This window comes from Dokdonia sp. Asnod2-E02 (genome assembly GCF_045063915.1).
GTDB lineage: Bacteria > Bacteroidota > Bacteroidia > Flavobacteriales > Flavobacteriaceae > Dokdonia.
The window spans coordinates 2,860,174-2,883,404 of the sequence record NZ_JBEFNX010000005.1 but is presented as its reverse complement, the minus strand read 5'-3'; the positions used below and the strand labels follow the sequence as shown (position 1 = coordinate 2,883,404).

Below are 23,231 nucleotides of genomic sequence, written 5' to 3'. Positions count from 1 at the left end.
TGACATCAAGTTTAATAGTATGCCTACACTTACGTTTTCATTCTTAACGATCACTGCAATTAATAGTGGTTTTGAGTGCGCTTTCGCGAAAGCGTACCTAGTAACTCTCCCCTACTATTTCCACTTAATGTTGCAACCCATACTTGGTTTTTGCAGGGTTGCTTGTGGCTTGCTGTTAAAGATATTATCTAGTGCTTCTCTCAGATCTCTGCCGTTTACCGGGATGCCATTACCTGGCCTACTGTTATCTAGCTGCCCTCTATACACAAGACGATCATCTGGTCCAAAAACAAAGAAATCTGGTGTGCAGGCAGCATCATAGTTTTTTGCCACCTCTTGTGTCTCATCAAGTAGATACGGAAATGTAAAGCTATTTTTACGAGCATTTGCCCACATCATCTCTGGACCATCTTGCGGGTATGCTACAATGTCATTACTACTTATCGCCACAAAGCCAAAACCGAGCACACGATAATCGTTTGCGATGCGCACAATCTCATCTACCACGTGTACTACAAAGGGACAATGATTACATATAAACATCACCACTGTGCCGCGCTCACCCTTAATATCGTGATAACTGCAAAGCTGGTTTGTAACCGTATCAAGCAGTTGAAACTCTGGAGCCTTTGTACCTAGCGGTAACATATTAGATGGAGTAAGTGACATATAATTTCTTTTGTAATCTTAATAATTAACACCTGCACTATGTAGGTGTTCTCATACTGTATGATAAGACGCAACAATATGCTAGACGTTACGTATAATCATAGCTAAAATAAAAAAACCACCTTTTTCAAAAATGAAAAAGGTGGTTTACATTAATGTGTTGTGCTAGGCACTCTCACATTATTTAATCATCTCATAAGAGCGTTTTATAAAGCTAGTAAGCTCTTCACCCTTAAGTAGATTTTGAGATAGTTTTGCTAGGTCAAAAGACTGTGTGATTAGACGCTTTTTAGTCTCATCTGTATCTGCATTGAGTATTTCTGTCACCAGCTCGTGGTTACCATTTACTACTAGGTTGTACATCTCAGGCATATTACCAAACATATTCATACCTCCGCCACCACCGGCTTGTTGCATCTCCTTCATACGGCGCATAAACTCTGGCTGTGTGATGATAAATGGTGCAGCATTACTATCCATCGCTTCTACTTGTACCGTATAAGACGTGTTTGCAATAGCATCTGTAATAGCTGTTTTTACAGTCTCCTTCTCATCGTCAGAGAGTTTTGAGATTTGCTCTTCGTCCTTTTTGATAAGGTTATCTATATGATCACCATCTACACGTACAAAAGTTACATTTTCTTTGCTAGTCTCTAGCTTCTGGATTAAGTGAGATACAATAGGAGAATCTAGTAATAATACTTCATATCCTTTGTCTTTTGCGCTCTGTATGTATGAGTGCTGTGCATCTGTATCACTTGCATAAAGTACAACAGTCTTCCCGTCTTTATCTACTTGGTTTTCTTTGATTTTTGCTTCAAGCTCTTCCCAAGTAAAGAATGTATTATCTACTGTAGGGTATAGTGCAAACTTATCTGCCTTCTCAAAGAACTTATCTTCAGATAACATACCGTACTCTATAACGAGTTTGATGTCATTCCATTTCTTTTCAAAATCTTCTCTGTCGTTATTAAAGAGTGACTTAAGCTTATCTGCCACCTTACGAGATATGTAACCAGATATTTTCTTTACCGCTCCATCTGCCTGTAAGTAACTACGAGATACGTTAAGTGGGATATCTGGAGAGTCTATCACTCCACGTAGCATCGTTAAGAATTCTGGTACGATACCCTCTACGTTATCTGTAACAAAAACTTGGTTTTGATATAACTGTATGCGATCCTTCTGCATATTCATATCCTGCCCAAGTTTTGGGAAGTATAAGATACCTGTAAGGTTAAAAGGATAATCTACATTAAGGTGTATATTAAATAACGGCTCGTCAAAGTTTGCTGGATACAACTCCTGGTAGAAGTTTTTATAATCTTCTTCTTCAAGATCTGCTGGTTGCTTTGTCCAGGCTGGGTTAGGGTTGTTTATAATATTATCAACCTCTTGTGTAGGAGCTGGATCTTCTTCCTTTGCATCTTCAGGCTTAGGAAGCGTCTCTGTTTTCATACCAAACTTAATAGGCACTGGCATAAACTTGTTGTACTTAGAAAGCAGTCCCGCGATGCGTCCTTCTTCGAGAAACTCTGTACTATCTTCTGCGATGTGTAAGATAATCTCTGTACCGCGCTCTGTCTTATCTGCCGCTTCTAGTGTAAAGTTAGGACTACCATCACACGTCCAGTGTGCTGCTGGCTCATCTTTATGTGACTTTGTAATTATCTCCACCTTCTCTGCCACCATAAATGCCGAGTAAAAACCAAGACCAAAGTGCCCTATGATTCCTGTATCCTTTGCACCATCTTCATACTTGTTTAAAAACTCCTCTGCTCCAGAAAATGCAAGTTGGTTAATATACTTCTCAACCTCTTCTTGCGTCATACCAAGACCTTGATCTATAATATGAAGCTTCTTCCCTTCCTTGTCTATTTTTACTTCTATCTGAGGATTTCCATACTCAGCACTAGACTCACCTATAGAGGTAAGGTGTTTTAACTTAAGGGTTGCGTCTGTTGCGTTTGAGATAAGCTCACGTAAGAAAATCTCGTGATCACTATATAAGAACTTCTTAATAAGCGGAAAGATATTCTCTACCGATACATTAATTTTTCCTGTTGACATTGTATATATGTTTTAAAGTGTAAAATTTGAGTCTTGCTTAAAGCGAAAAAAGTACCACAATGCGATATGTGACAAACTGACATTTTACGACAGTACTTTATAGAGATCACTGTCTCCTAGCAATGGCTTTATGAAGTGATGGTGAGGTGGGTTATTACGCTTTCGCGAAAGCGTAATAAAAAGAAACCCCAGCATCATAATGATACTGGAGTTTATATATAAGTGTATGTTTATGCTATTATAAACTAGCAGATAAGTTTTGTAATGAAGGCTTTTTAATCGCTTCTATATTTGACACATCATAGCCAGAAAAACGCTTCATATAGCTACGTATACTTGTACCAAAGGCATCTTGAAAACCAGTAGCTCCACCAGAGCGTAAAAACTTCTTTACACTACCAGGCCCAGCAAGGTGTGCTGCAGCGAGTATACCAGACTCGGTAACGCGCACGCCAGAAATCCAGCGACCTTCATATCGTTTTATGTCACGGCGTAAGACCCATTTATTACGAGAGGCATTAAGCAAAAAGGCTTGCTCTTGCAATACAGGATTCTCTAGAAACTCAGAGCCATCTTGAATACCCAAAAGATCTAATGTAGATGCACCAAACTGGTACTTACCTAGATATCCAAATCTGTTTATAGTAAGGTAATCACCGCGAGATTCTTTAAAAGCAAGTGCTTCTTTAAAACCGGTATAATTTTTACCTGTAAGCGGCGTAGGGTTAAATACAAAAGGGGTTTGAACCGTCTCCTCCGGAAGAGGAACACTAAAGTCCATAGCTATACCATCTGTGGTATAGTGAGAAAAATCATATGTTTTTTCTGATTTGTTTGACACTATCAGAATACCTAACATAAGAGGCAATACAGTAACTTTTATCAAGTTCCTAACCATATAAATACATTTCGACAGCCAAGAAATTACTATTTAAATTTCTCTTAGGGTGCTGTCTGTTTCGGCGCGCAAAAATACAACCTTTAAAGATTACCAGAAAAACTTATTTTAATTTTTTGGCAAAACTTTATGAGTCACTGATTTTGTGACACTTATACTCACAAAATAAGTTCAACTATAACGTTTTAGCATATTTTAATGCAATTTAATACAAGTATAAAATTACTTAAAACGTCAATTGTTATTTACTACAACCCAAAAATAATTCAGAAAATACGACCAACTATAAGGTATAACACCATTTTAACATACGGGCATCTACCTGTTTTTGCACCTCTCTAAGCTCGGGTATAAAAAAACCCAAACACTAGGTTTGGGTTTATATAATTTTATGAGATGCCATCTTAACGATGGATCTTCTTGCTATTTATCCATCTTCTATATGCGGCGCTATTTGCATTGTGTTGCGATAGTGTCTTTGCAAACTTGTGATAGCCAAAATTTTCTACATCTGCCACAAAGTAGTAGTAGTTATGCTTTTCTGGGTTAAGAACCGCCTGTATTGCTGTTACGTCTGGCATAAATATAGGTCCTGGTGGTATCCCTCTATTTCTATACGTATTATAAGGAGAGTCTGTCTCTAGGTCTTTATAGAGTACACGTTTTATGACCATATCCCAGTCATTTTTAGTGCGCTTTACAGCATATATAACGGTAGGGTCTGCGTCTAGTTTTATTCCTTTTTTAAGTCTATTAAGGTATACGCCTGCTACTCGTGGTCGCTCATCTGTCTTTGCGGTTTCCTTCTGTACGATAGATGCAAGTGAGTACACCTCTGCCGGCGTTAGGTTTAATTTTTCGGCTTTTGCGAGTCTGGTTTTATTCCAGAATTTTTTGTGCTCACTAAGCATTCTCGCTCTAAAATCTTCGGCGCTAGTGTTCCAGAAGAATTCATAGCTGTTAGGAATATACATAGTAAGTGCCGTGTCCTTATTAAAATCGTGCTCACGTAAAAAGTTTACATCTAGCATTGCATTAATAAGTGAGGTACTGTCTGCCTCTATCTGTGTGGCGATACGGCCGGCCATATCCTCTAGGCGCTCTTGGTTATTAAAAGCCACCTTTACAGGCGCATTTTTAACACGAATGGTATTAATAATATCATTATTACTCATACCCTTCTTGATGATATAGTGACCCGGTTTTACGTTAGACACATATCCCTTTTTTTGAGCCACAGATGCAAATGCATCTACATCTTTAAGTAATGGCGTAAGCTCTGCCGTTACATCATTAAAATCTGCTCCCGTAGGGATGTATAAATGAGCGCGCTCATTATTAAACGCTGTGTTATCAGAAAAAATAGCGTCGTAAACCGTGTAGGCAAAAATACCGCCTACTACTACGCCCACTATCCCGATGATTAAAAGTATTCTCTTGATGTACATTTATAATATGTGTTGATATAATAATTCGTTTGTAAATGATTCTTCACCTGTGGTGAGGTCGCGCCTGCGTCTCCATTCTTTTTTTATGCCCACAAGCTCAAACCCTGCTTTTTCAAAAAGTGCTATGCTTGCTTTATTCTCATCTCCTATGTTTGCATATAACTGGTGCATATGGAGATGTGTCTTTGCATACTTTTTAAGTAAGGCTATCGCCTCACTGGCATATCCCTTGCGCTTTTCTGTTTCTGTTGCTATCACAACGCCCACTCCCGCACGTAAATTATGAGGGTCAAAGTCAAAGAGGTCTATAAGACCCAAAAAAGCTCCAGACGTTACATCACAAATAGCAAGACGCAACTGTCGCATCTCAAATATATCTTTGTGCGCATTTGCCAGGTATTCCTTAAGTACAAACTTTGAGTAGGGCGCTAGCGTCTCCCCTACAAACCAGAGTGCCTCATTATTTTCTATCTCATAAAGTGCCTCTAGATCTTCTAGTTCTAGCGCTCGTAAAGCCGTTCGTGTACCTCGTAGTGTTAACATTGCCACTCCCCTTTAAAAACAAAGGTCGCAGGACCTATAAGATATACATCTGTATAGCCCGTAGCTGTTTTTGTAAAAGACACCGCTAGTTTACCACCCTCTACATCCAGTTGTATATTATTTTTTGAAGTTACACCATTATTATGTGCTGCAATTGCCACGGCGGTAACTCCCGTACCACAGCTCAAGGTCTCATCTTCTACCCCACGCTCATAAGTGCGCACGGCAAAGTGACCATCTTCTAGCTCTTGCACAAAGTTTATATTACTTCCAGCCTCTCCATAAAGCGCTCCATAACGTATGGCTGCACCTTCTTCTTTTACCGCAACGGTTTTTACGTCACTCACCATTTTAATGTGATGTGGTGACCCGGTATCTAGAAAGCTATATTCTGGTGTTGTTTTAATTTCTGCAACATCTTGCATTTTAAGATGTACAATTCCATCCTTTACGGTGGCCTCGTGCATCCCATCTACCGCTTCAAAGGTAGCGTGGGCATCTATGAGTGATAACGCTTTCGCGAAAGCGACCAAACATCGCCCACCATTACCGCACATACTACTCTCATTACCATCTGCATTATAATACACCATTCTAAAATCTGCCGAAGGGTGACTTTCTAGCAGCATTAAACCATCTGCCCCTATGCCAAATTTACGGTCACAGAGTTGTGCAACAAGTTTGGTATCATCTTTGGGAAATATATCTAGACGGTTATCTATGATTACAAAATCATTACCGGTGCCTTGATATTTTGAAAAAGAAATTGTCATTTATGCTCAATATAAGCGACAAAAGTAGCAAATATCAAACTCCTTTTTGATGTTAAATGCCAGTTAAATAGAAACCGACAGAATACTAAATTTTTAATTTTAACGATTATTGATAAAATGCTAAGGACTATGAAAAAAATCGGAGGAACATTCTTAATCGCCTTACTAGCCGGCGCAATAACGCTAGGATCTTATAAATTATTTATAGAAGAGCCTACACAAGTAGTCTCAACCCCAGTACAGAGCCAAACCACCCCTGCCTATACCCCTGTAAATTATGAAGCACTTGCGGCAGCTGCCAGCGGTGTAGATTTTACAGAAGCGGCAGAGCGCACGGTAAATGGTGTGGTGCACGTAAAAAATGTACAAGTGTACAAGCAACCGCGTAATATGATGGAATATTTACGTGGTGGCGGACAAACTAATAAAGGCATTGTAGGTGCCGGTAGTGGTGTGATTATCTCTGGAGATGGATACATTATTACAAATAACCACGTGATAGATGGCGCCTCTGAGGTAGAGGTAACACTCAACAATAACAAAACCTTTATGGCAGAAGTGATAGGCAAAGATGCAAAGGCAGATATTGCCATCCTTAAAATAGATGCTGGTGAGGAGTTGCCTTATATCCCCTTTGGAGATAGTGATGCTACAAAGGTGGGAGAATGGGTACTTGCCGTAGGTAACCCTTTTAACCTTACCTCTACCGTTACCGCAGGTATAGTCTCTGCAAAGGCAAGAGATATAGATGAGCGTGATGCAAACTTCCAGTCTTTTATACAGACAGATGCGGCTATTAACCCTGGTAACAGTGGTGGAGCACTTGTAAATATTTTTGGTGAGCTGGTAGGGATTAACACGGCCATTACCTCACAAACGGGATCTTATGTAGGGTATGCCTTTGCCGTACCGTCTAACAATGCTCGTAAGATTATGGAAGACATTATGCAATATGGCTCTGTACAAAAAGGCATACTAGGTGTTACTGGAGGCACACTTAATGCTGCCATTGCAAAAGATCAAGACCTTAACACTACAGAAGGCTTTTATGTAGCCAGTGTAGAGTATGAGAGTGGTGCAGAGCAAGCAGGTATCACCACTGGTGATATTATCAAAAAACTTGATAATGTAAACGTGACCAAGTATTCTGACCTCTCTGGATACATTAATACCAAACGACCTAATGATATTATACAAGTAGAGATTTTACGTGATGATGAACTTATGACCTTACCCGTAAAACTAGTAAAGTCTGTCACTTTTGACATAGAGCGACTAGGGATACAGGTTAAAAATGCCTCCCCAAAAGACCTTGACAAGTACAAAGCCAAAAATGGTGTTGTGATAAGCGATAAGTTAGGGGAGTCTATGAAAAATTATGATATTGTAGGTCTTGTTATATCTGAAATAGATGATGTTATGGTAAACTCTATAGATGATGTAAAAGAAATATTTAAAAATAAAAGTGCAAACGAGCCTGTGAGTATTGTCTTTAATGACAGAAAAGGAGAGCGCAACCGCTTTATTTTTGACTAAGTCACAAGTGTTTTAAAACTTATAACCCTTTCAGTTTCTGGAGGGGTTATTTTTTTGTGGGAGAAATTCATTTACGAAAACGTTTGAGTAACAGACAGAAATGGCTACTTTTGCACAAAATTTGAAAAATTACGCTTTCGCGAAAGCGTACAAAAAAAAACAATGTAACGTTTAGTATCTTACTATGAGTCAATCAGAAACATACGAAAAAGAACTTTCCTTTCAAGCAGACCGCCGAAGAGCCACTGTAGAATTTATTAAAATAGCTAGCGACCTATGGTATGACAATGCTATAGAGCTTGTTTTATTTAGAAACCAAGTGATGGATCGCAACGTGAGTCAGATTTTAGACCTACACGAGTATGCAGGAGCCTTTGTAGGGAAGCCTATCTCTATATTTGATAGTGTAGAGATCGCGCAGGCTATAAAGCAACTAAACTTGCCACCATCTAAGCTAGATATAGGTAAGCTTACGTATGAGTACCACCTAGAAGAAAATGAAAACGCAACGAGCTTTATAGCACAACGCCTTAAACCTGCACAGCAGGCAGCGCCTATTGAGCCTAAGGATGTGGTGCTTTACGGTTTTGGCCGTATAGGGCGTCTTGTAGCGAGAGAGCTTATGACACGCACGGGTAAAGGTAGCCAGTTACGCCTAAGAGCTGTGGTAACAAGAGGTAAGATAGATGCCGGTATACTTGAGAAAAGAGCAGGTCTTCTTAAAAGTGACTCTGTACACGGTGACTTTACAGGTACCGTCTCTGTAGATGTAGAGAATCAAGCCCTCATTATAAACGGTACTACGGTAAATATTATAAGTGCAAATGCACCAGAAGATATAGACTATACCGCTTATGGTATAAAAGATGCCCTTGTGATAGATAACACGGGTGCCTTTAGAGATAAAGAGCAACTAAGCAGGCACCTAGTAAGTAAGGGTGTGGCAAAGGTATTACTTACCGCTCCTGGTAAAGGAATCCCAAACATTGTGCACGGTGTAAACCACCAAGAGCACAACCCAGATGAGGTGCAAATCTTTAGTGCAGCATCTTGTACTACAAATGCAATTACACCTATTCTTAAAGCTATAGATGACACCCTAGGTGTACAAACAGGTCACCTAGAGACTATACACGCATATACAAACGACCAGAATCTGGTAGATAATATGCACAGTAAGTACCGCCGTGGTAGAGCCGCTGCTCTTAATATGGTGATTACAGAAACTGGTGCAGGTGCGGCAGTGAGTAAGGCGTTACCACATTTTGAAGGGAAGCTTACCTCAAACGCGATACGTGTACCCGTGCCTAACGGATCTCTAGCAATACTTAACCTAGAGCTTACAAAAGAGACAAGCATAGAAGGAATAAATACACTTCTTAAAAAGTATGCACTAGAGGGTGAGCTTGTAGAGCAAATTAAGTACTCTATAGATAATGAGCTTGTGTCTAGCGACATTATAGGCTCATCTGCTCCTAGTATTTATGACAGTAATGCCACTATCGTACGTAAGGATGGTAAAAATGTACTTCTTTACATCTGGTATGATAACGAGTACGGATACAGCCACCAGGTGATACGCCTTGCAAAATACATTTCTAAAGTACGTAGGTTTACGTATTACTAGAATGAGACGTTCTTCCATTAAGTATGTGATTGTAACATACTTTTTAAGTAAAGCCATCTTTATAAGATGGCTTTACTGTTTTTAAGAAGTGAGATATGTGTTTAAGTAGATTGTGTAGCTAGTTTGTTTTTTTTACGCTTTCGCGAAAGAAAATAAAAGATGTAATGCGAGTAAACCTGCTAGTAATTGTGATAGCCAACTGTGAGAGTTGTGTTAATAAGTTAAAACATTCGTTTATACGCTGAAAATCGAGATTGGTAAAAAATCACCGAAACATTCGTTTATACAACCATTACGGGTATGATAACTTATATGTTTTTAATAACTTGCGTTTATATATACGTGGCGGCTGATTGCCCAAGGACTCGCAGTTCACGGTAAAATAAGCTACACAAAAGGCAGTTGCATACTTGGTGATTACCGCAATCGTATGGCTACGCTTCAAAATAGGTTTAAGAGCGATTGTAAGAGCTATAATCAAGGATCTGGTACAGATGGATCATAGAGCAAATCTGCTAGGATTTTAAAGCTCCCACCCTACTCAATCAGCCGCCACCTTGTGCCTTCCTCTCGGTCGTTCCTTCCTCGTCGGAGGCAGGACTCAAAAATGCCTAGGGCATACATCCTAAGAATAGAAAGCTCACACGTAGTTGCAAGAGTGCATTCCTCTCGGTCGTCCCTCTCTCGTCGGATGCAAGAACTATTACATAACGCGAATGTGTGCCTTCCTCTCGCTACGCTCGTCGGAGGCAAGTTTGAAAGCTCTATGCGCGGCGTACAAATCCAAAATTCATTGTATATTTAGTCCAAACAAATCAAGACCACAAAGTAAAGCAAACCAGCAAAATGCCGCACTCGCTTTATGTAGTGGCCTGTTAGCTACAATTTGAGAAACGACAAACTTTTGATATTAGATTTAGATGGAGTTTTAATAACAAACCCAAGTTGGAAAGCCGACCGAATTCACTCGGACGGATATTCTGAATTTAATGAAACTTGTGTTGAAAACTTGAACCGACTTCTCACCCTTGTGGAATTTGACATTTGGTTGAGTTCAACTCGACGAACTATGAAAACTCTGACTGAATTTAACCTGATTTTTAAAAATCGTGGAATAGAAAAACAAATCGCTGGATTTTTACCTGAATACGCTGATTGTAGAAACCGAAAAGAAGAAATCCTGAAATTTATAACGGAATTTAAAACGTCTGACTTTCTAATTATTGATGATGACAAATCATTAAACGGGTTGGAAATCGGAATAAAAGAAAGCCTGATTCTGACCGAATTAACAAAAGGATTTAATTCCGAAAAGTTGAAAGAAGCAACTGAAAAAATAAAAAACTGTAGCTAACAATGTATAAAAATAATGCTAAATTAGTTGCTTAATCAAGAGTTCGTGCACTTTTGTTACGTCTGATTTTCCTTCGGAAAATCCTCGCACACAAAACCGCACTATTCTTATACTAGACCGTGGCGGCTGATTGCCCAAGGACTCGCAGTTCACGGTAAAATAAGCTACACAAAAGGCAGTTGCATACTTGGTGATTACCGCAATCGTATGGCTACGCTTCAAAATAGGTTTAAGAGCGATTGTAAGAGCAATAATCAAGGATCTGGCACAGATGGATCATAGAGCAAACCCGCTAGGATTTTAAAGCTCCCACCCTACTCAATCAGCCGCCACAGGCCACTACTCAAAAATGCCTAGGGCATACATCTTAAGTATAGAAAGCTCACACATAGTTGCAACCAGCCACAACTATTACATAACGCGAATTTATGCCTTCCTCTCGCTACGCTCGTCGGAGGCAGGTTTGAAAGCTCTATGCGCGGCGCACAAATCCAAAATTCATTGTATATTTATTCCAAACAAATCAAGACCACAAAGTAAAGCAAACCAGCAAAATGCCGCACTCGCTTTATGTAGTGGCCTGTTGTAACACATTTTGATGAACCGTCAAGAATTCAATAAATATTGGAACACAAACTACCCCGAAGCCAACCCAATTGGACACGAACTGAAAGGTATTTATCCAAAAAGATGGTTCCGAATTCATAATTTACCCAAGTCGAAACGTTATGCGGAAACAGAAGCTGAATATCAAATAATTTTGGACAGACAAAACCAATTGATTTCAGATTTAGTTGGAGAAAATTCGGAAATCATAATTGCGTCTGGACAATACGAAATGGAATTGACGGACGAAATCTCAACTGAATTATCCGATTACGGAAAATTTGAAAAATGCAAAACCATTGAGCTTCATAAAATTTATCCTGAAGAATATGAAGAAGACTTTTTTTATGATGTTTATTTCAGACCTGCTATTTGGACACGGGATTCTCAAAACAAACTGTTGAAAAATATAGCCGATGACGAATTTCGAGCGATGTTTATTTCAAATAAAGAGAACTGTATTCTTGCACCTTATGATGGCGGAATGGACATCATTGTTGAGTCTCAAGAAAAAAGAGACGAACTAAAAGTAAAATATAAAGATTGGCTATCTACAAGAGAGGACGGTATGTAAAAAGTAAAGCTAAATATCCTGTTGATAACTAAAAACATCTATTGTTTCATATTCAGTTAGTTATGAATAAATTTGCTTTATCGAAACGATTCTATTCATAATCGCATTTTTAACTTTTGCCAAAGAGGTTTTTCTTTTTGTCAAAGGCAAAGAGGTCGTTTCCCTTTTTAAAAAATCCTATTCGTGTTGATAACTCCGTTTTGAAGAGTAGGTAAATTTTCGTACAAATACATTTTTAAAAACATAATCATCTGAAATAGAGTTTGTTAAAATTCTGTGTGCGATTAAAACCCCAAATTAACTTTACATAGTTATAAACACGAAAACTTAGCGTTCGTATTGAAAAAAAACGTGTTACAACAAAACCTATAAACAATACGGGCTTTGGGCTTAAACGAAAGGTTTGCGTATTTTTAGAATGTCGCGAAATCTTTGGGATTTCGCTTTGACAGAAAAAAGAAAAAACAAAACCAAAAGATTTCGCTATGTGCGTGGCGGAAAGTAAACGCTAGTTTGCTCACGTACTGTTCATAGCTCAACCGTTGTAGCACATTAAACCAAACATTAAATGATAGGAATTGGATTAAGAGTTTATTCTAACAAGAAAATATTTTATGCTATTATCGAAGAAACGGCTGATAGTTATAATTTTCTTACAATAGACATAATAAACGTTCCACTTGCAATGGAAGAACCAGAACGGCTGAATTATATTAGAAACACAATTATTGATATAATCGCTGAATACGGAATTGACAATGCACTTGTTCGTGTAAAGGAGTCTTTATATAATGTTGGCAAAAGAGATATAGAAAGGTTTTACATAGAGGGCGTTTTATTAGAATCTTTGGCTGGTAGCTCTATAAGTAAATATAAGTTAGGGCAAATTGCTACTATTGCAATGCTATTAGATATTGAAAGAAAAAACTTTAAAAAGTTTGCTGACAACGAATTAAAGTTTGAAGATATACCTGACGGTATAGATTGGTCTTCTTTATCAAAAGAAGAGAGAGAAAGTATTTTAGCTTGTCACGCATCATTAAAATTATAATATAGATGTCAACATTAATTACAGAAGCAAAATTAAATTTCAAGATTGGAAAAAAGATTGGAAAAGGTGGAGAAGGTGAAGTATATGAAGCAGAAGACCACCAATTGAATGCAATACTTGCAGTTAAAAAAGTAGCTCATTCAAAATTTAAGGATGAGTCTCTTTTTTTCGAAGAATCTAAAAAACTTTATTTAACTCGTCATAGAAACGTTGTGGAAGTAAATTATGGTTGTAAAGATGATGACCATATTTATTTAGCAATGCCTTTTTATCAAAACGGTTCATTAAAAGGTATATGCGACAAAAGGTTTTTAAATTCGAGAGAAATTATAAGATATGGTTTACAGTTTCTTTCAGGATTACACCATATTCACTCAAAAGGACTTATTCACTTTGATGTAAAACTTGAAAATATATTAATATCAAACTCAAATCAAGCTTTAATATCTGATTTTGGTCTTGCTCAACACACAGGTAGCTATGGATTTTCTAAAGTATTTGGAACAACTCAAGTATATGCACCACCAGAACTTTTTGACCAAGCAGAGCATAATTTAAAATTTGATATATATCAAGCTGGTATTACTCTATTACGTATGTGTATTGGAGATAAAGTATTTGTAAATCAAATAAATGAGGCTTTTATTAAAAGGAATGTTAAGGCTGATGCTCATTTTATTGAAAGGCTGAAAAATGGACAATTTCCTGACAGGAGTTTTCATTTTCCGCATATTCCAAAACCTTTGAGAAAAGTTATAGCGAATGCATTACATCCAGACCCTAATCAACGATATGATACGGTTTTAGAGATGCAAAATGATTTGGCTAAAATAAAAGATAGTAATGATTGGTTGTTTACCACTGATTTTAAAGGAAACGATACTTGGACTGATGGCAACAGAGAAATAAATGCTAACTTTGATGGAACAAATTGGTCTGTTAAAAGTATCAAGAACAAAAGACAAAAAAAGGACTTTTGTCAAGCCAAACTAAATAATTCTGAAAAAAATTCGTTACTTTATAAAGCGTTTATGTCAAAATGGTAATGTCAAAAAAGAAATCTACATATAATAAAAAAAGTAGAAACGATATTTCTAATCCTCATCATTATTCAAGTCATAATGAGCTATTACGTTCTGCAAATGTGAAAACATACAGCGGTAATTATGAAATAAATAAGCTTGATAACGGACGAATAATGGTACATACGAAGAAAAAATAACGTGCTACAACAACATATATAAAAAATAGCGGTTTAGGTGCAAATCTAAACCGTTTTTGTATTTAATTAAGTATATTAATTTCCGAAAAGTTTGTCTAACAAATCCGCTACTTTTCATATATAAGACCGTGGCGGCTGATTGCCCAGGGGCTCGCAGTTCACGATAAAATAAGCTTCACAAAAAGTAGTTGCACACTTGGTAATTACCGCAATCGTATGGCTACGCTTCAAAATCGGTTTAAGAGCGATTGTAAGAGCTATAATCAAGGATCTGGCACAAGATGGGTCATAGAGCAAATCTGCTAAGATTTTAAAGCTCCCACCCTACTCAATCAGCCGCCACCTTGTGCCTTCCTCTCGGTCGTTCCTCTCTCGTCGGAGGCAGGACTCAAAAATGCCTAGGGCATACATCTTAAGTATAGAAAGCTCACACGTAGTTGCAAGTGTGCATTCCTCTCGTTCGTCCCTCACTCGTCGGATGCAAGAACTATTAAATAACGCGAATTTATGCCTTCCTCTTGCTACGCTCGTCGGAGGCAGGTTTGAAAGCTCTATGCGCGGCGCACAAATCCAAAATTCATTGTATATTTAGTCCAAACAAATCAAGACCACAATACAAAGCAAACCAGCAAAATGCCGCACTCGCTTTATGTAGTGGCCTGTTGTAACACATTATGAAAAACATACTATTAACATTTATAATTTCACTCTCGATTTTCAGTTGTAAAAAAGAAATCAACTTTGAAGATGACAAAGAGCTTTGTGGAATTTTAGCAGAAATGATTCAAAGTGACCAAAGAATTAGAAATTTGCCAGAATTGACTGACCCCTTTTTTGAAATTTTAGATTCTATCAGAACAGCGAATGATTTGACTCGAGAAGTCTATTCGAACTTGAGTAAAGAGGAACAATTAAATTGGGGGAAAATAGCGAGAGAAATAGCCGAAAAGCAACCAAAAGGTTCAAAGAAAGTAAGAGATTCTCTTTGGAATATTCAAGAAGAAATTGATATAAAGAACACTAAATTATTAATTGAAATTACTAAGAAAAGAGGTTGGGTTAGTAAAGATGGTCTTGGATGTACTGAATACATATCACCAATGATAATTTTTAGACACGCACCAGAGGAATTTTGGGAAGAAATAAGACCTCTGATTAAAAAAGAATATGAAGAAGGAAAAATGAATAGCGCAACCTTTGGATCTATAGAAAATCACTTAGATGGTCGACCACTTTTGGATTTAGAAAATAAGATAAACAATATGGAAATTAAAGTGGAATAAAATAACGTGTTACAACAACGTGTATAATTAATTGCTTTGGTCGTTGCCTACTTGGAAAATTCCTTCGGAATTTTCTCGAGTTCGTTTTTGTTTACTAAATTAGTTGCTCAAACACGCAACTAACCATACACAAGACCGTGGCGGCTGATTGCCCAGGGGCTCGCAGTTCACGATAAAATAAGCTACACAAAAGGCAGTTGCATACTTGGCTATTACCGCAATCGTATGGCTACGCTTCAAAATTGGTTTAAAAGCGATTGTAAGAGCTATAATCAAGGATCTGGCACAAGATGGGTCATAGAGCAAATCTGCTAGGATTTTAAAGCTCCCACCCTACTCAATCAGCCGCCACCTTGTGCCTTCCTCTCGGTCGTTCCTTCCTCGTCGGAGGCAGGACTCAAAAATGCCTAGGGCATACATCTTAAGTATAGAAAGCTCACACGTAGTTGCAAGTGTGCATTCCTCTCGCTCGTTCCTTCCTCGTCGGATGCAAGAACTATTACATAACGCGAATGTGTGCCTTCCTCTCGCTACGCTCGTCGGAGGCAGGTTTGAAAGCTCTATGCGCGGCGCACAAATCCAAAATTCATTGTATATTTAGATCAAACAAATCAAGACCACAAAGTAAAGCAAACCAGCAAAATGCCGCACTCGCTTTATGTAGTGGCCTGTTACCACACATATGAAAAAAAACCTACTGCTTTTATTAATGTTTTCGTTTCTAATAAACGGATGTTCTTCTTTGAAAAGATTAAAAACAGTAACTCAAGGAAAGATTGTTCAGCAGAATTACATAAAAGAAATTCCATTTGAATTTATTGACAACCAAATAATTCTTCAAGTAGAAATTAATGGTAAATTCTATCCATTCATATTTGATACAGGAAATGATTTAACAAGTATAGATTTAACATTATTAGAAGAAGTTGATTACAATTCGAATAAGGTGAAAAATGAAATAACTGATGCTGCTAAAAAAACAAGAATTAACGAATATATATCAATCAAAAAGCTTAAAATAGGAGAAATTGAATTTGAAAATATTGGAGCTCAAACAACAGATTTTTCACATTTTAAACAGGTTAATGCTTGTAATCACTACGTTGGTTTAATTGGAAGTAATTTAATGCGAAAAGCAAAATGGCAAATAGATTATCAAACTAAAACACTAAAAATAACTGATGATTTTAAAAAACTGAATATTAATAAAGAAGCAACAAGGTTTAAAACTAATTCTGGGAATTATGGAAGTGCAGATATTAAAATATTATTAAATGGAATTGAAGATGAATATACCTTTGATACAGGTTCAAGTAGTTTTATAAGTGCTGACAAATTACTTTTTGATAAGATTAACTCAAAAAAGCTAATTCAACATACAACAAGAACAGGTATAAATTCATTTACAGCTCACGGATTTACAACAGGAACTAACTATAAATCCATAATTAACAATATAAAATTAGAAAATATTGAGTTAACAGACCAAATAGTGAATTTTGAAAAAGGTCAATCTAAACTTTTAGGAAACGAATTTTTAAAACACTACTTGGTTACTTTAGATTGGGATGAAGAATATTTTTATTTAGACAAAAAATTAGATTTCGAAAAAGCTGAAATCAATCAATATCAAATAATTTTCTACCCTAATTATTTAACAAATAAAATTCAAATTTATGGTTATTGGAATGATAGCAAATTAGAGGAAACTGTTGAATTAGGTTCTGAAATTATATCACTAAATGGTATTGACATTTCAGATTTGAAAACTTCGGAATTATGTGATTTTTGGTATAATAGAAAAGAAGAATTTATGACGAACACCATAAATGCAAAAGTATTGGAAAATGGGAAAATCAAAAACATACAACTGAAAATAAAACAACTACTACCAAAATAATACGTGTGGTAACAACGTGTATAATTAATTGCTTTGGCAAGTGTCTATTTGAAAAATTCCTTCGGAATTTACTCTGGTTCGTTTTAGTTTACTAACTTAGTTGCTTAACCACGCAACTAACCATACACAATCACGTGGCGGCTGATTGCCCAAGGGCTAGCAGTTCACGATAAAATAAGCTACACAAAAGACAGTTGCACACTTGGTGATTACCGCAATCGTATGGCTACGCTTCAAAATTGGTATTAGAGCGATTGTAAGAGCTATAATCAAGGATCTGGTACAGATAGATCATAGAGCAAACCTGCTAGGATTTTAATACTCCCACCCTACTCAAGCAGCCGCCACCTTTGCCTTCCTCTCGGTCGTTCCTCTCTCGTCGGATGCAAGAACTATTACATATAGCTCATTTATGCCTTCCTCTCGCTACGCTCGTCGGAGGCAGGTTTGAAAGCTCTATGCGCGGCGCACAAATCCAAAATTCATTGTATATTTAGTCCAAACAAATCAAGACCACAAAGTAAAGCAAACCAGCAAGGCTTGTACTGAGCTTGTCGAAGTATGCCGCACTAGCTTTATGTAGTGGCCTGTTACCACACATTTGAAAAAAATTCTGTACATATTGACAATTTTAGTTTTTGGAGTCACTTATGCTCAAGAAACAAAAACTTCTGATTGTAGTTTGCAAGTGGAAAATAAAGTATGGAAAAGGGAATTTGAAAAAGCGGAATCGAAATCTGAACGGATTGAATTGATAAAAGCTAAAATAAAAGCTGACTCAATTTACAAACAATCTGACATCAAAATAAAAACTGCTCATTCACCGACAATAATAAATGAACACGAAAACCAATACGGAACTGAATGCGGATGTAAAATTTTATTTGTTTTACACTATAAAAATCGGAGAGCGATAATTGTGAACCTGAATGAAAAACCTGAATTGAGTGTTGTAATTGACAAATTGAACTCTGAAAATGTAGCGCAAATTTGGTCTGAATTTAAAGAAGAAATTGCTGGAACTGTTTATGGAGTAGCTGGAAAATGCGGATTTGTACAAATGAAAATAACCGACAGAAAATTAAAACGATTAATAAAAAACGTGTGGTAACAATGTATAACCGCAATTACGGCGGATTCGACTACGTCCGAATCCACGCGGAATTGCTAAAGTCCGTGCTTAACCGAAAAGTCTGCGTATATTAACCCGTAACTGACGGTTATACGAGACCGTGGCGGCTGATCGCCCAAGGGCTCGCAGTTCACGATAAAATAAGCTACACAAAAGGCAGTTGCATACTTGGTGATTACCGCAATCGTATGTCTACGCTTCAAAATTGGCTTTAGAGCGATTGTAAGAGCAATAATCAAGGATCTTCACTCCTATTTCAATCTATAATCTTCATCGTAGCGTCATCGTGGTTTTACGCTTTCGCGAAAGCGTCATCTTCATCAAATACTCGTATATTTAAGCAATCAATTTAAAAACAACAATATAGGCACAGCAGCAAAACTTGTGCTGAGCTTGTATAAGGATGTCGTAATCGCTTTATGTAGTGGCCTGTAAACTGTAATTAAAAAACTGTATAGAATAGACAATGAGATTTAAGAAACTAAAACTTTACACTAATAAATTAGAGTCAGAATTAGAGTTTTACTCAAAGACTTTAGGGTTTGAAGTTTTAAAACAGACCGCTAATCATTTTTCTGTAAAAATTGGTTGGAGTGAATTAGTATTCGAAAAAACAGAAAGAGAATATAAATATCATTATTGTTTTTTAATCCCTTCCAATAAATTAAACGAAGCTTTAAAATGGATGGAAAAAAGAACTGAAATTGTAAATATTAAAATGGCAGAAAAACTCAAAACTTTGAATCTTGGAATGCTGACTCATTTTACTTTTATGATGCAAGTGGAAACATAGCTGAGTTTATTGTAAGATATGATTTGAATAATAATGATTTTGACGAATTTGATATTTCAAAAGTTTTGGGAGTAAATGAAATGGGAATGCCTACAGCGGATGTTAAAAAAACAAATGACCAACTTCAAAATGAATTACAAATAGAATATTGGAAAGGAGATATAGATCGATTTGGAACAAATGGTTCACAAGAAGGAATTTTTCTTTTACCAAACTATAATTTAAAAGATATTTGGTTTCCAACATCTATAAAAATAAAGCCTGAACCTTTTGAAGCGGTTATTGAAAATAAGGAAAGAGAATATCATATAGAGTACAGGAATGAAAAAATAAAAACTACCGCTAACAAGGAACTGAGTTAAAAGCTCAAAAATCTAATTGAATTTTAATATATCTCCATATGGACATTAGAAACATTGATATTAAGAATCAAGTTATACCCTTCTTAATTCCTCTTGCTCTTTTAAGCCTGTTGATTTTTACTTCAAAATCAAACCAGTTTACAGCAAACCCTAGTTTAATTTCTGCGTGGATAACTATAGACTTAATTCTAACCGTTCCATTAATTTATTTTCTTTTAATTCGAAAAAATGCAGTTCCAAAGAACACAGTTGTTATAGCTTTACTTATTGGTCTATTTATCTGTTACAAAATAATACCCGCAGAAAACCAGACCGTATTGCCTGTATTAGGAACCTGGTTGTTGCCTATTTTAGAAGTTGGAATTCTCGTATATATCATAGTAAACCTTCGAAAGGCACGACTGAACTATAGACAAAATAGAGATAACCATATAGATTTTTATACGACTGTAAAAACAATTTCTCAAGATCTTCTCCCTAAGTTTATGGCTAGAATAATTGCTACAGAAATTACAGTAGTGTACTATGCAATTATAAATTGGAAACGCCGCCCACTTAAAAATGGAGAATTTTCAATTCATAAAAAAAGCGCATCTATTTCAATATTACTGGGCATTATGCTCATCATAGGCGTAGAGGCTACAGTTTTTCATTATATCTTAGAACAAGAGGGCAATCCAAAAGCTTGGTTGATTACCTTTTTAAGCATCTATACATTACTACAAATTCTAGGTTTGCTAAAATCTATTATTAAAAGACCAATCTCTTTTGAAGAAGATATCCTTCGTTTAAGATATGGGATAATGAAAGAAACTTCTATTGAGTTAAACAACATTAAAAGTATTGTGCTTTCTTCTAAAAATATGCGACAAAAAACAAGTAGGCTCTCCATTTTTGGTAGATATGAGACTCATAATGTAATCTTAACTCTCAAGAACACTGAAACGCTCTATAGCTTATATGGCATTAAAAATAATTATACAACAATCTCATTTTATGTAGACGAACCACAAAAATTTTTCAATAAGACGTGTGAATCTATTGAGAAATCTCAATTGAAGTCTTCTATTAACTAATGTGATTTTTGTTCTGAGTCTCAAGATTGTTTGCCTAGACGGACATAAATACTAAAGAAAAACGGTCTTACGTTTGTGTATTATTTCTAATAATAACTAAAGCTAAACGCAGTACGGCCTTTAAGGCAAAACCGAAAGGTCTGAGTTTATTATTGAAGTTGCTATATCTTATAAATGTAGCTTCGTGCGCAGGCGGAAACAAAAAGTTTGCTTGTCACCGCACTAATCATAGCCGAGACCGGTGCCTTCCTCTCGGTCATTCCTCTCTCGTCTGAGGCAAGAACTATTACATAACGCGTCCCGAAGTACATCGGGATTTGAAAGCTCTATGCGCGGCGACAGATTCACAAATAAGTGTATATTTAAACAATCAATTAAAAAACAAATGACAGACAACAACTTAAGTAAAAAGGTTAATTTTCTAATTTTCTATTCAATAATCAGTACAACATTCTTTTTATTATTTATAGTGTATTTAAATATTCAAAAAAATAAAAATCTTGATGAGTTAACAGTTAAACGTATAAACTTAGTGGATGAATCTGGAACGAATTTAAGAATGGTCATCAGCAATGAAGTTCGACAACACCCAGGAATCATTAATGGAGAAAAACTCAAACCACGAGAAAGGCCGTCAGGAATGATTTTTTTTAATTCTGCTGGAGATGAATGCGGAGGATTGATATATGACGGAAATAAAAATGACGCTGGGATGGTTTTATCAGTAGACAAATTTCGTGATGACCAAATTATGCAACTTCAGTATATGGAAAATACAAAAAACAATGCAAGAAAATATGGATTGCAATTATGGGATTACCCTAAAGAAAACACCAACCAAGAACGAAACAAAAGGTTTGAAAAATTAGATTCAATTAACGATAAACTTTTAAAGAAAAATGAATATCAAAAAATGAAACTGGACAGCTTACTAATGGAAGACAGACTATTTATAGGAAAAAATTTCAACAAAGATGTTGGACTATTCATTAATGATAAAACAGGAAATCCAAGAATCAAAATATACATTGATAATAATGATACGCCTAAAATTGAACTTTTAGATATAAATGGAAAAACGATAAAATAACATCACCTAACAAGGCATATAATTAATGCCCTCCGGGACACTAATCATATACCAATACGTGGTGGCTAATTACCAAAAGCCTCGCAGACCACGATAAAATATGCTTCACAAAAGGCAGTTGCATACTTGGTAATTACCGCAATTGTATAGCTACGCTTCAAAATCGGTTTAAGAGCGATTGTAAGGGCTATAATCAAGGTTCTTTACCCCTATTTTAATCTATAATTTTCATCGTGGCGTCTTACTGATTTTACGCTTTCGCGAAAGCGTAATTATTACATAATTATTTTTTTGAATTATGCTCAAAGCATATCTCAAATTCATAAATAAGTGTATATTTAGGCCGTCAATTAAAAAAATCAATCAATGCAGGCTATCGATCTCTAAGACGTATAATCGTCACTAGATATCCTGTTACAATCAATCAAGAATGAAAAAATTCCAACTATTTCTAGTATCAATTTTATGTAGTCTTTTTTTAAACTGTAGCACAGATGATACTGACTCTACCGAAAACCAAATGGTAGATAGCTCAGAGTATCTTTACTTTGTTTCGGGAAAAATTAATGGAGAAAGCTTTGTGTACGGTCTTCGTAATGACGCTACTTCACTAGACTATCAGATCATATCTAGAATACCGCTAGAGGGTGCTGTTTGCGCTACCAGTCAAGATCAAGGGCTAGATTATAAAGTAACATACGGTTCTTCTATTTATCCCAATTTTGATAATGAAGATTCTCAACCAAGTCTCGGGTTTAACTTTGTAAGATTTTACAGATGCTCTAGTGAAGAGTCCTCTTCACAAGCTTTTAATAGTCTCTTTCCAACTGGCAATTATGAATATGCACTAGACGATAATTCTTCTGGGACAATGGGACAGATAGGTATAGACTACTCACCTATTGCTAGTGATGTTAGTACATACTATGAATCATATGGAGCAAATGATGCGTCTAATTCATTTACCATTACTAGCACAGTAAGTAATAATGACTCCCTCCTTGGAACCCTAGTTAATGTAAGGCAGCTTATAGAAGGAACCTTTACTGTAAGACTATACAACGTAAATGATGCTTCAGATTTTGTAGACATTACAAATGGACAATTTAAAATTACAGTGTCTAAGTAACCTCTTATCTTCATCACCTTCTAAACTTAGAGAGTGATTTATACAACAACCTTATATAAGGATGACTGCTCCTTATTTAAGCAGCATACTGCATT

General features: G+C 36.4%; 20 protein-coding genes. 14 read left to right on the top strand and 6 right to left on the bottom strand.

All coding sequences use genetic code 11. The features are described from left to right. Positions 1 to 114 precede the first annotated feature (114 nt). The 6 genes from ACJJVM_RS13130 to dapF form a co-directional block, all read right to left on the bottom strand. A complete protein-coding gene (locus ACJJVM_RS13130; RefSeq protein WP_021778652.1) occupies positions 115 to 669 on the bottom strand; it encodes a thioredoxin family protein in 555 nt (184 codons plus the stop codon). 180 nt (positions 670 to 849) lie between these two features. Next, a complete protein-coding gene (gene htpG / locus ACJJVM_RS13125; protein WP_021778651.1) occupies positions 850 to 2,739 on the bottom strand; it encodes a molecular chaperone HtpG in 1,890 nt (629 codons plus the stop codon). 238 nt (positions 2,740 to 2,977) lie between these two features. After that, positions 2,978 to 3,637 carry a peptidoglycan-binding protein LysM gene (locus tag ACJJVM_RS13120; protein ID WP_298348229.1) on the bottom strand — a complete coding sequence of 220 codons (660 nt, stop codon included), beginning with the start codon at positions 3,635 to 3,637 and terminating at the stop codon, positions 2,978 to 2,980. A 404-nt stretch (positions 3,638 to 4,041) separates the two neighbouring features. Further along, complete coding sequence (gene mltG / locus ACJJVM_RS13115) at positions 4,042 to 5,085, bottom strand: endolytic transglycosylase MltG (RefSeq protein ID WP_299148368.1); 1,044 nt, start codon at positions 5,083 to 5,085, stop codon at positions 4,042 to 4,044. Then, positions 5,086 to 5,628, bottom strand: a complete 543-nt coding sequence (locus ACJJVM_RS13110; protein WP_298348225.1) for a GNAT family N-acetyltransferase — start codon at positions 5,626 to 5,628, stop codon at positions 5,086 to 5,088. After that, positions 5,622 to 6,401: a diaminopimelate epimerase gene (dapF, locus tag ACJJVM_RS13105; RefSeq protein WP_405211927.1), complete on the bottom strand. Its 780-nt coding sequence runs from the start codon at positions 6,399 to 6,401 to the stop codon at positions 5,622 to 5,624. Before dapF ends, ACJJVM_RS13110 begins: the two co-directional genes overlap by 7 nt. 129 nt (positions 6,402 to 6,530) lie before the next feature. On the opposite strand from dapF, the gene ACJJVM_RS13100 reads away from it, so the two are divergent. The 14 genes from ACJJVM_RS13100 to ACJJVM_RS13035 all read left to right on the top strand — a co-directional run bounded on the left by ACJJVM_RS13100 (position 6,531) and on the right by ACJJVM_RS13035 (position 23,136). Further along, positions 6,531 to 7,937: a trypsin-like peptidase domain-containing protein gene (locus ACJJVM_RS13100; RefSeq protein ID WP_405211926.1), complete on the top strand. Its 1,407-nt coding sequence runs from the start codon at positions 6,531 to 6,533 to the stop codon at positions 7,935 to 7,937. 184 nt (positions 7,938 to 8,121) lie between these two features. Continuing rightward, positions 8,122 to 9,564 carry a glyceraldehyde-3-phosphate dehydrogenase gene (locus ACJJVM_RS13095; protein ID WP_298348219.1) on the top strand — a complete coding sequence of 481 codons (1,443 nt, stop codon included), beginning with the start codon at positions 8,122 to 8,124 and terminating at the stop codon, positions 9,562 to 9,564. Positions 9,565 to 10,468: 904 nt separating this feature from the next. Then, positions 10,469 to 10,918: an HAD domain-containing protein gene (locus tag ACJJVM_RS13090; RefSeq protein ID WP_405211925.1), complete on the top strand. Its 450-nt coding sequence runs from the start codon at positions 10,469 to 10,471 to the stop codon at positions 10,916 to 10,918. Positions 10,919 to 11,516: 598 nt separating this feature from the next. Beyond that, positions 11,517 to 12,098, top strand: a complete 582-nt coding sequence (locus ACJJVM_RS13085; protein WP_405211924.1) for a hypothetical protein — start codon at positions 11,517 to 11,519, stop codon at positions 12,096 to 12,098. A gap of 568 nt (positions 12,099 to 12,666) precedes the next feature. Then, positions 12,667 to 13,149: a hypothetical protein gene (locus tag ACJJVM_RS13080; RefSeq protein ID WP_405211923.1), complete on the top strand. Its 483-nt coding sequence runs from the start codon at positions 12,667 to 12,669 to the stop codon at positions 13,147 to 13,149. A 5-nt stretch (positions 13,150 to 13,154) separates the two neighbouring features. Further along, a complete protein-coding gene (locus tag ACJJVM_RS13075; protein ID WP_405211922.1) occupies positions 13,155 to 14,195 on the top strand; it encodes a serine/threonine-protein kinase in 1,041 nt (346 codons plus the stop codon). 850 nt (positions 14,196 to 15,045) lie between these two features. Beyond that, a complete protein-coding gene (locus ACJJVM_RS13070) occupies positions 15,046 to 15,654 on the top strand; it encodes a hypothetical protein (RefSeq protein ID WP_405211921.1) in 609 nt (202 codons plus the stop codon). Between the two features lie 682 nt (positions 15,655 to 16,336). Then, complete coding sequence (locus tag ACJJVM_RS13065; protein WP_405211920.1) at positions 16,337 to 17,554, top strand: retropepsin-like aspartic protease; 1,218 nt, start codon at positions 16,337 to 16,339, stop codon at positions 17,552 to 17,554. Positions 17,555 to 18,155: 601 nt separating this feature from the next. Further along, entirely contained in the window at positions 18,156 to 18,665 is a 510-nt protein-coding gene (locus ACJJVM_RS13060) for a hypothetical protein (protein WP_405211919.1), read from the top strand. A 487-nt stretch (positions 18,666 to 19,152) separates the two neighbouring features. Next, entirely contained in the window at positions 19,153 to 19,479 is a 327-nt protein-coding gene (locus tag ACJJVM_RS13055) for a VOC family protein (RefSeq protein ID WP_405211918.1), read from the top strand. A 23-nt stretch (positions 19,480 to 19,502) separates the two neighbouring features. Further along, the gene (locus tag ACJJVM_RS13050; protein WP_405211917.1) at positions 19,503 to 19,841 is read left to right on the top strand and encodes a hypothetical protein; all 339 of its coding nucleotides are present in this window, start codon (positions 19,503 to 19,505) and stop codon (positions 19,839 to 19,841) included. 38 nt (positions 19,842 to 19,879) lie between these two features. Further along, complete coding sequence (locus ACJJVM_RS13045) at positions 19,880 to 20,917, top strand: hypothetical protein (RefSeq protein WP_405211916.1); 1,038 nt, start codon at positions 19,880 to 19,882, stop codon at positions 20,915 to 20,917. 385 nt (positions 20,918 to 21,302) lie between these two features. Next, on the top strand, positions 21,303 to 22,007 hold the full coding sequence (locus tag ACJJVM_RS13040; protein WP_299148384.1) for a hypothetical protein: 705 nt from the start codon (positions 21,303 to 21,305) through the stop codon (positions 22,005 to 22,007). 430 nt (positions 22,008 to 22,437) lie between these two features. Further along, positions 22,438 to 23,136: a hypothetical protein gene (locus tag ACJJVM_RS13035; RefSeq protein ID WP_405211915.1), complete on the top strand. Its 699-nt coding sequence runs from the start codon at positions 22,438 to 22,440 to the stop codon at positions 23,134 to 23,136. Positions 23,137 to 23,231: the final 95 nt, after the last annotated feature.

Excerpts from the sequence above, each read along its gene's own strand:
- ACJJVM_RS13130 (WP_021778652.1), bottom strand. The coding sequence starts at position 669 with ATGTCACTTACTCCATCTAATATGTTACCGCTAGGTACAAAGGCTCCA.
- htpG (WP_021778651.1), bottom strand. The coding sequence starts at position 2,739 with ATGTCAACAGGAAAAATTAATGTATCGGTAGAGAATATCTTTCCGCTT.
- ACJJVM_RS13120 (WP_298348229.1), bottom strand. The coding sequence starts at position 3,637 with ATGGTTAGGAACTTGATAAAAGTTACTGTATTGCCTCTTATGTTAGGT.
- mltG (WP_299148368.1), bottom strand. The coding sequence starts at position 5,085 with ATGTACATCAAGAGAATACTTTTAATCATCGGGATAGTGGGCGTAGTA.
- ACJJVM_RS13110 (WP_298348225.1), bottom strand. The coding sequence starts at position 5,628 with ATGTTAACACTACGAGGTACACGAACGGCTTTACGAGCGCTAGAACTA.
- dapF (WP_405211927.1), bottom strand. The coding sequence starts at position 6,401 with ATGACAATTTCTTTTTCAAAATATCAAGGCACCGGTAATGATTTTGTA.
- ACJJVM_RS13100 (WP_405211926.1), top strand. The coding sequence starts at position 6,531 with ATGAAAAAAATCGGAGGAACATTCTTAATCGCCTTACTAGCCGGCGCA.
- ACJJVM_RS13095 (WP_298348219.1), top strand. The coding sequence starts at position 8,122 with ATGAGTCAATCAGAAACATACGAAAAAGAACTTTCCTTTCAAGCAGAC.
- ACJJVM_RS13085 (WP_405211924.1), top strand. The coding sequence starts at position 11,517 with ATGAACCGTCAAGAATTCAATAAATATTGGAACACAAACTACCCCGAA.
- ACJJVM_RS13080 (WP_405211923.1), top strand. The coding sequence starts at position 12,667 with ATGATAGGAATTGGATTAAGAGTTTATTCTAACAAGAAAATATTTTAT.
- ACJJVM_RS13075 (WP_405211922.1), top strand. The coding sequence starts at position 13,155 with ATGTCAACATTAATTACAGAAGCAAAATTAAATTTCAAGATTGGAAAA.
- ACJJVM_RS13070 (WP_405211921.1), top strand. The coding sequence starts at position 15,046 with ATGAAAAACATACTATTAACATTTATAATTTCACTCTCGATTTTCAGT.
- ACJJVM_RS13065 (WP_405211920.1), top strand. The coding sequence starts at position 16,337 with ATGAAAAAAAACCTACTGCTTTTATTAATGTTTTCGTTTCTAATAAAC.
- ACJJVM_RS13055 (WP_405211918.1), top strand. The coding sequence starts at position 19,153 with ATGAGATTTAAGAAACTAAAACTTTACACTAATAAATTAGAGTCAGAA.
- ACJJVM_RS13045 (WP_405211916.1), top strand. The coding sequence starts at position 19,880 with ATGGACATTAGAAACATTGATATTAAGAATCAAGTTATACCCTTCTTA.
- ACJJVM_RS13040 (WP_299148384.1), top strand. The coding sequence starts at position 21,303 with ATGACAGACAACAACTTAAGTAAAAAGGTTAATTTTCTAATTTTCTAT.
- ACJJVM_RS13035 (WP_405211915.1), top strand. The coding sequence starts at position 22,438 with ATGAAAAAATTCCAACTATTTCTAGTATCAATTTTATGTAGTCTTTTT.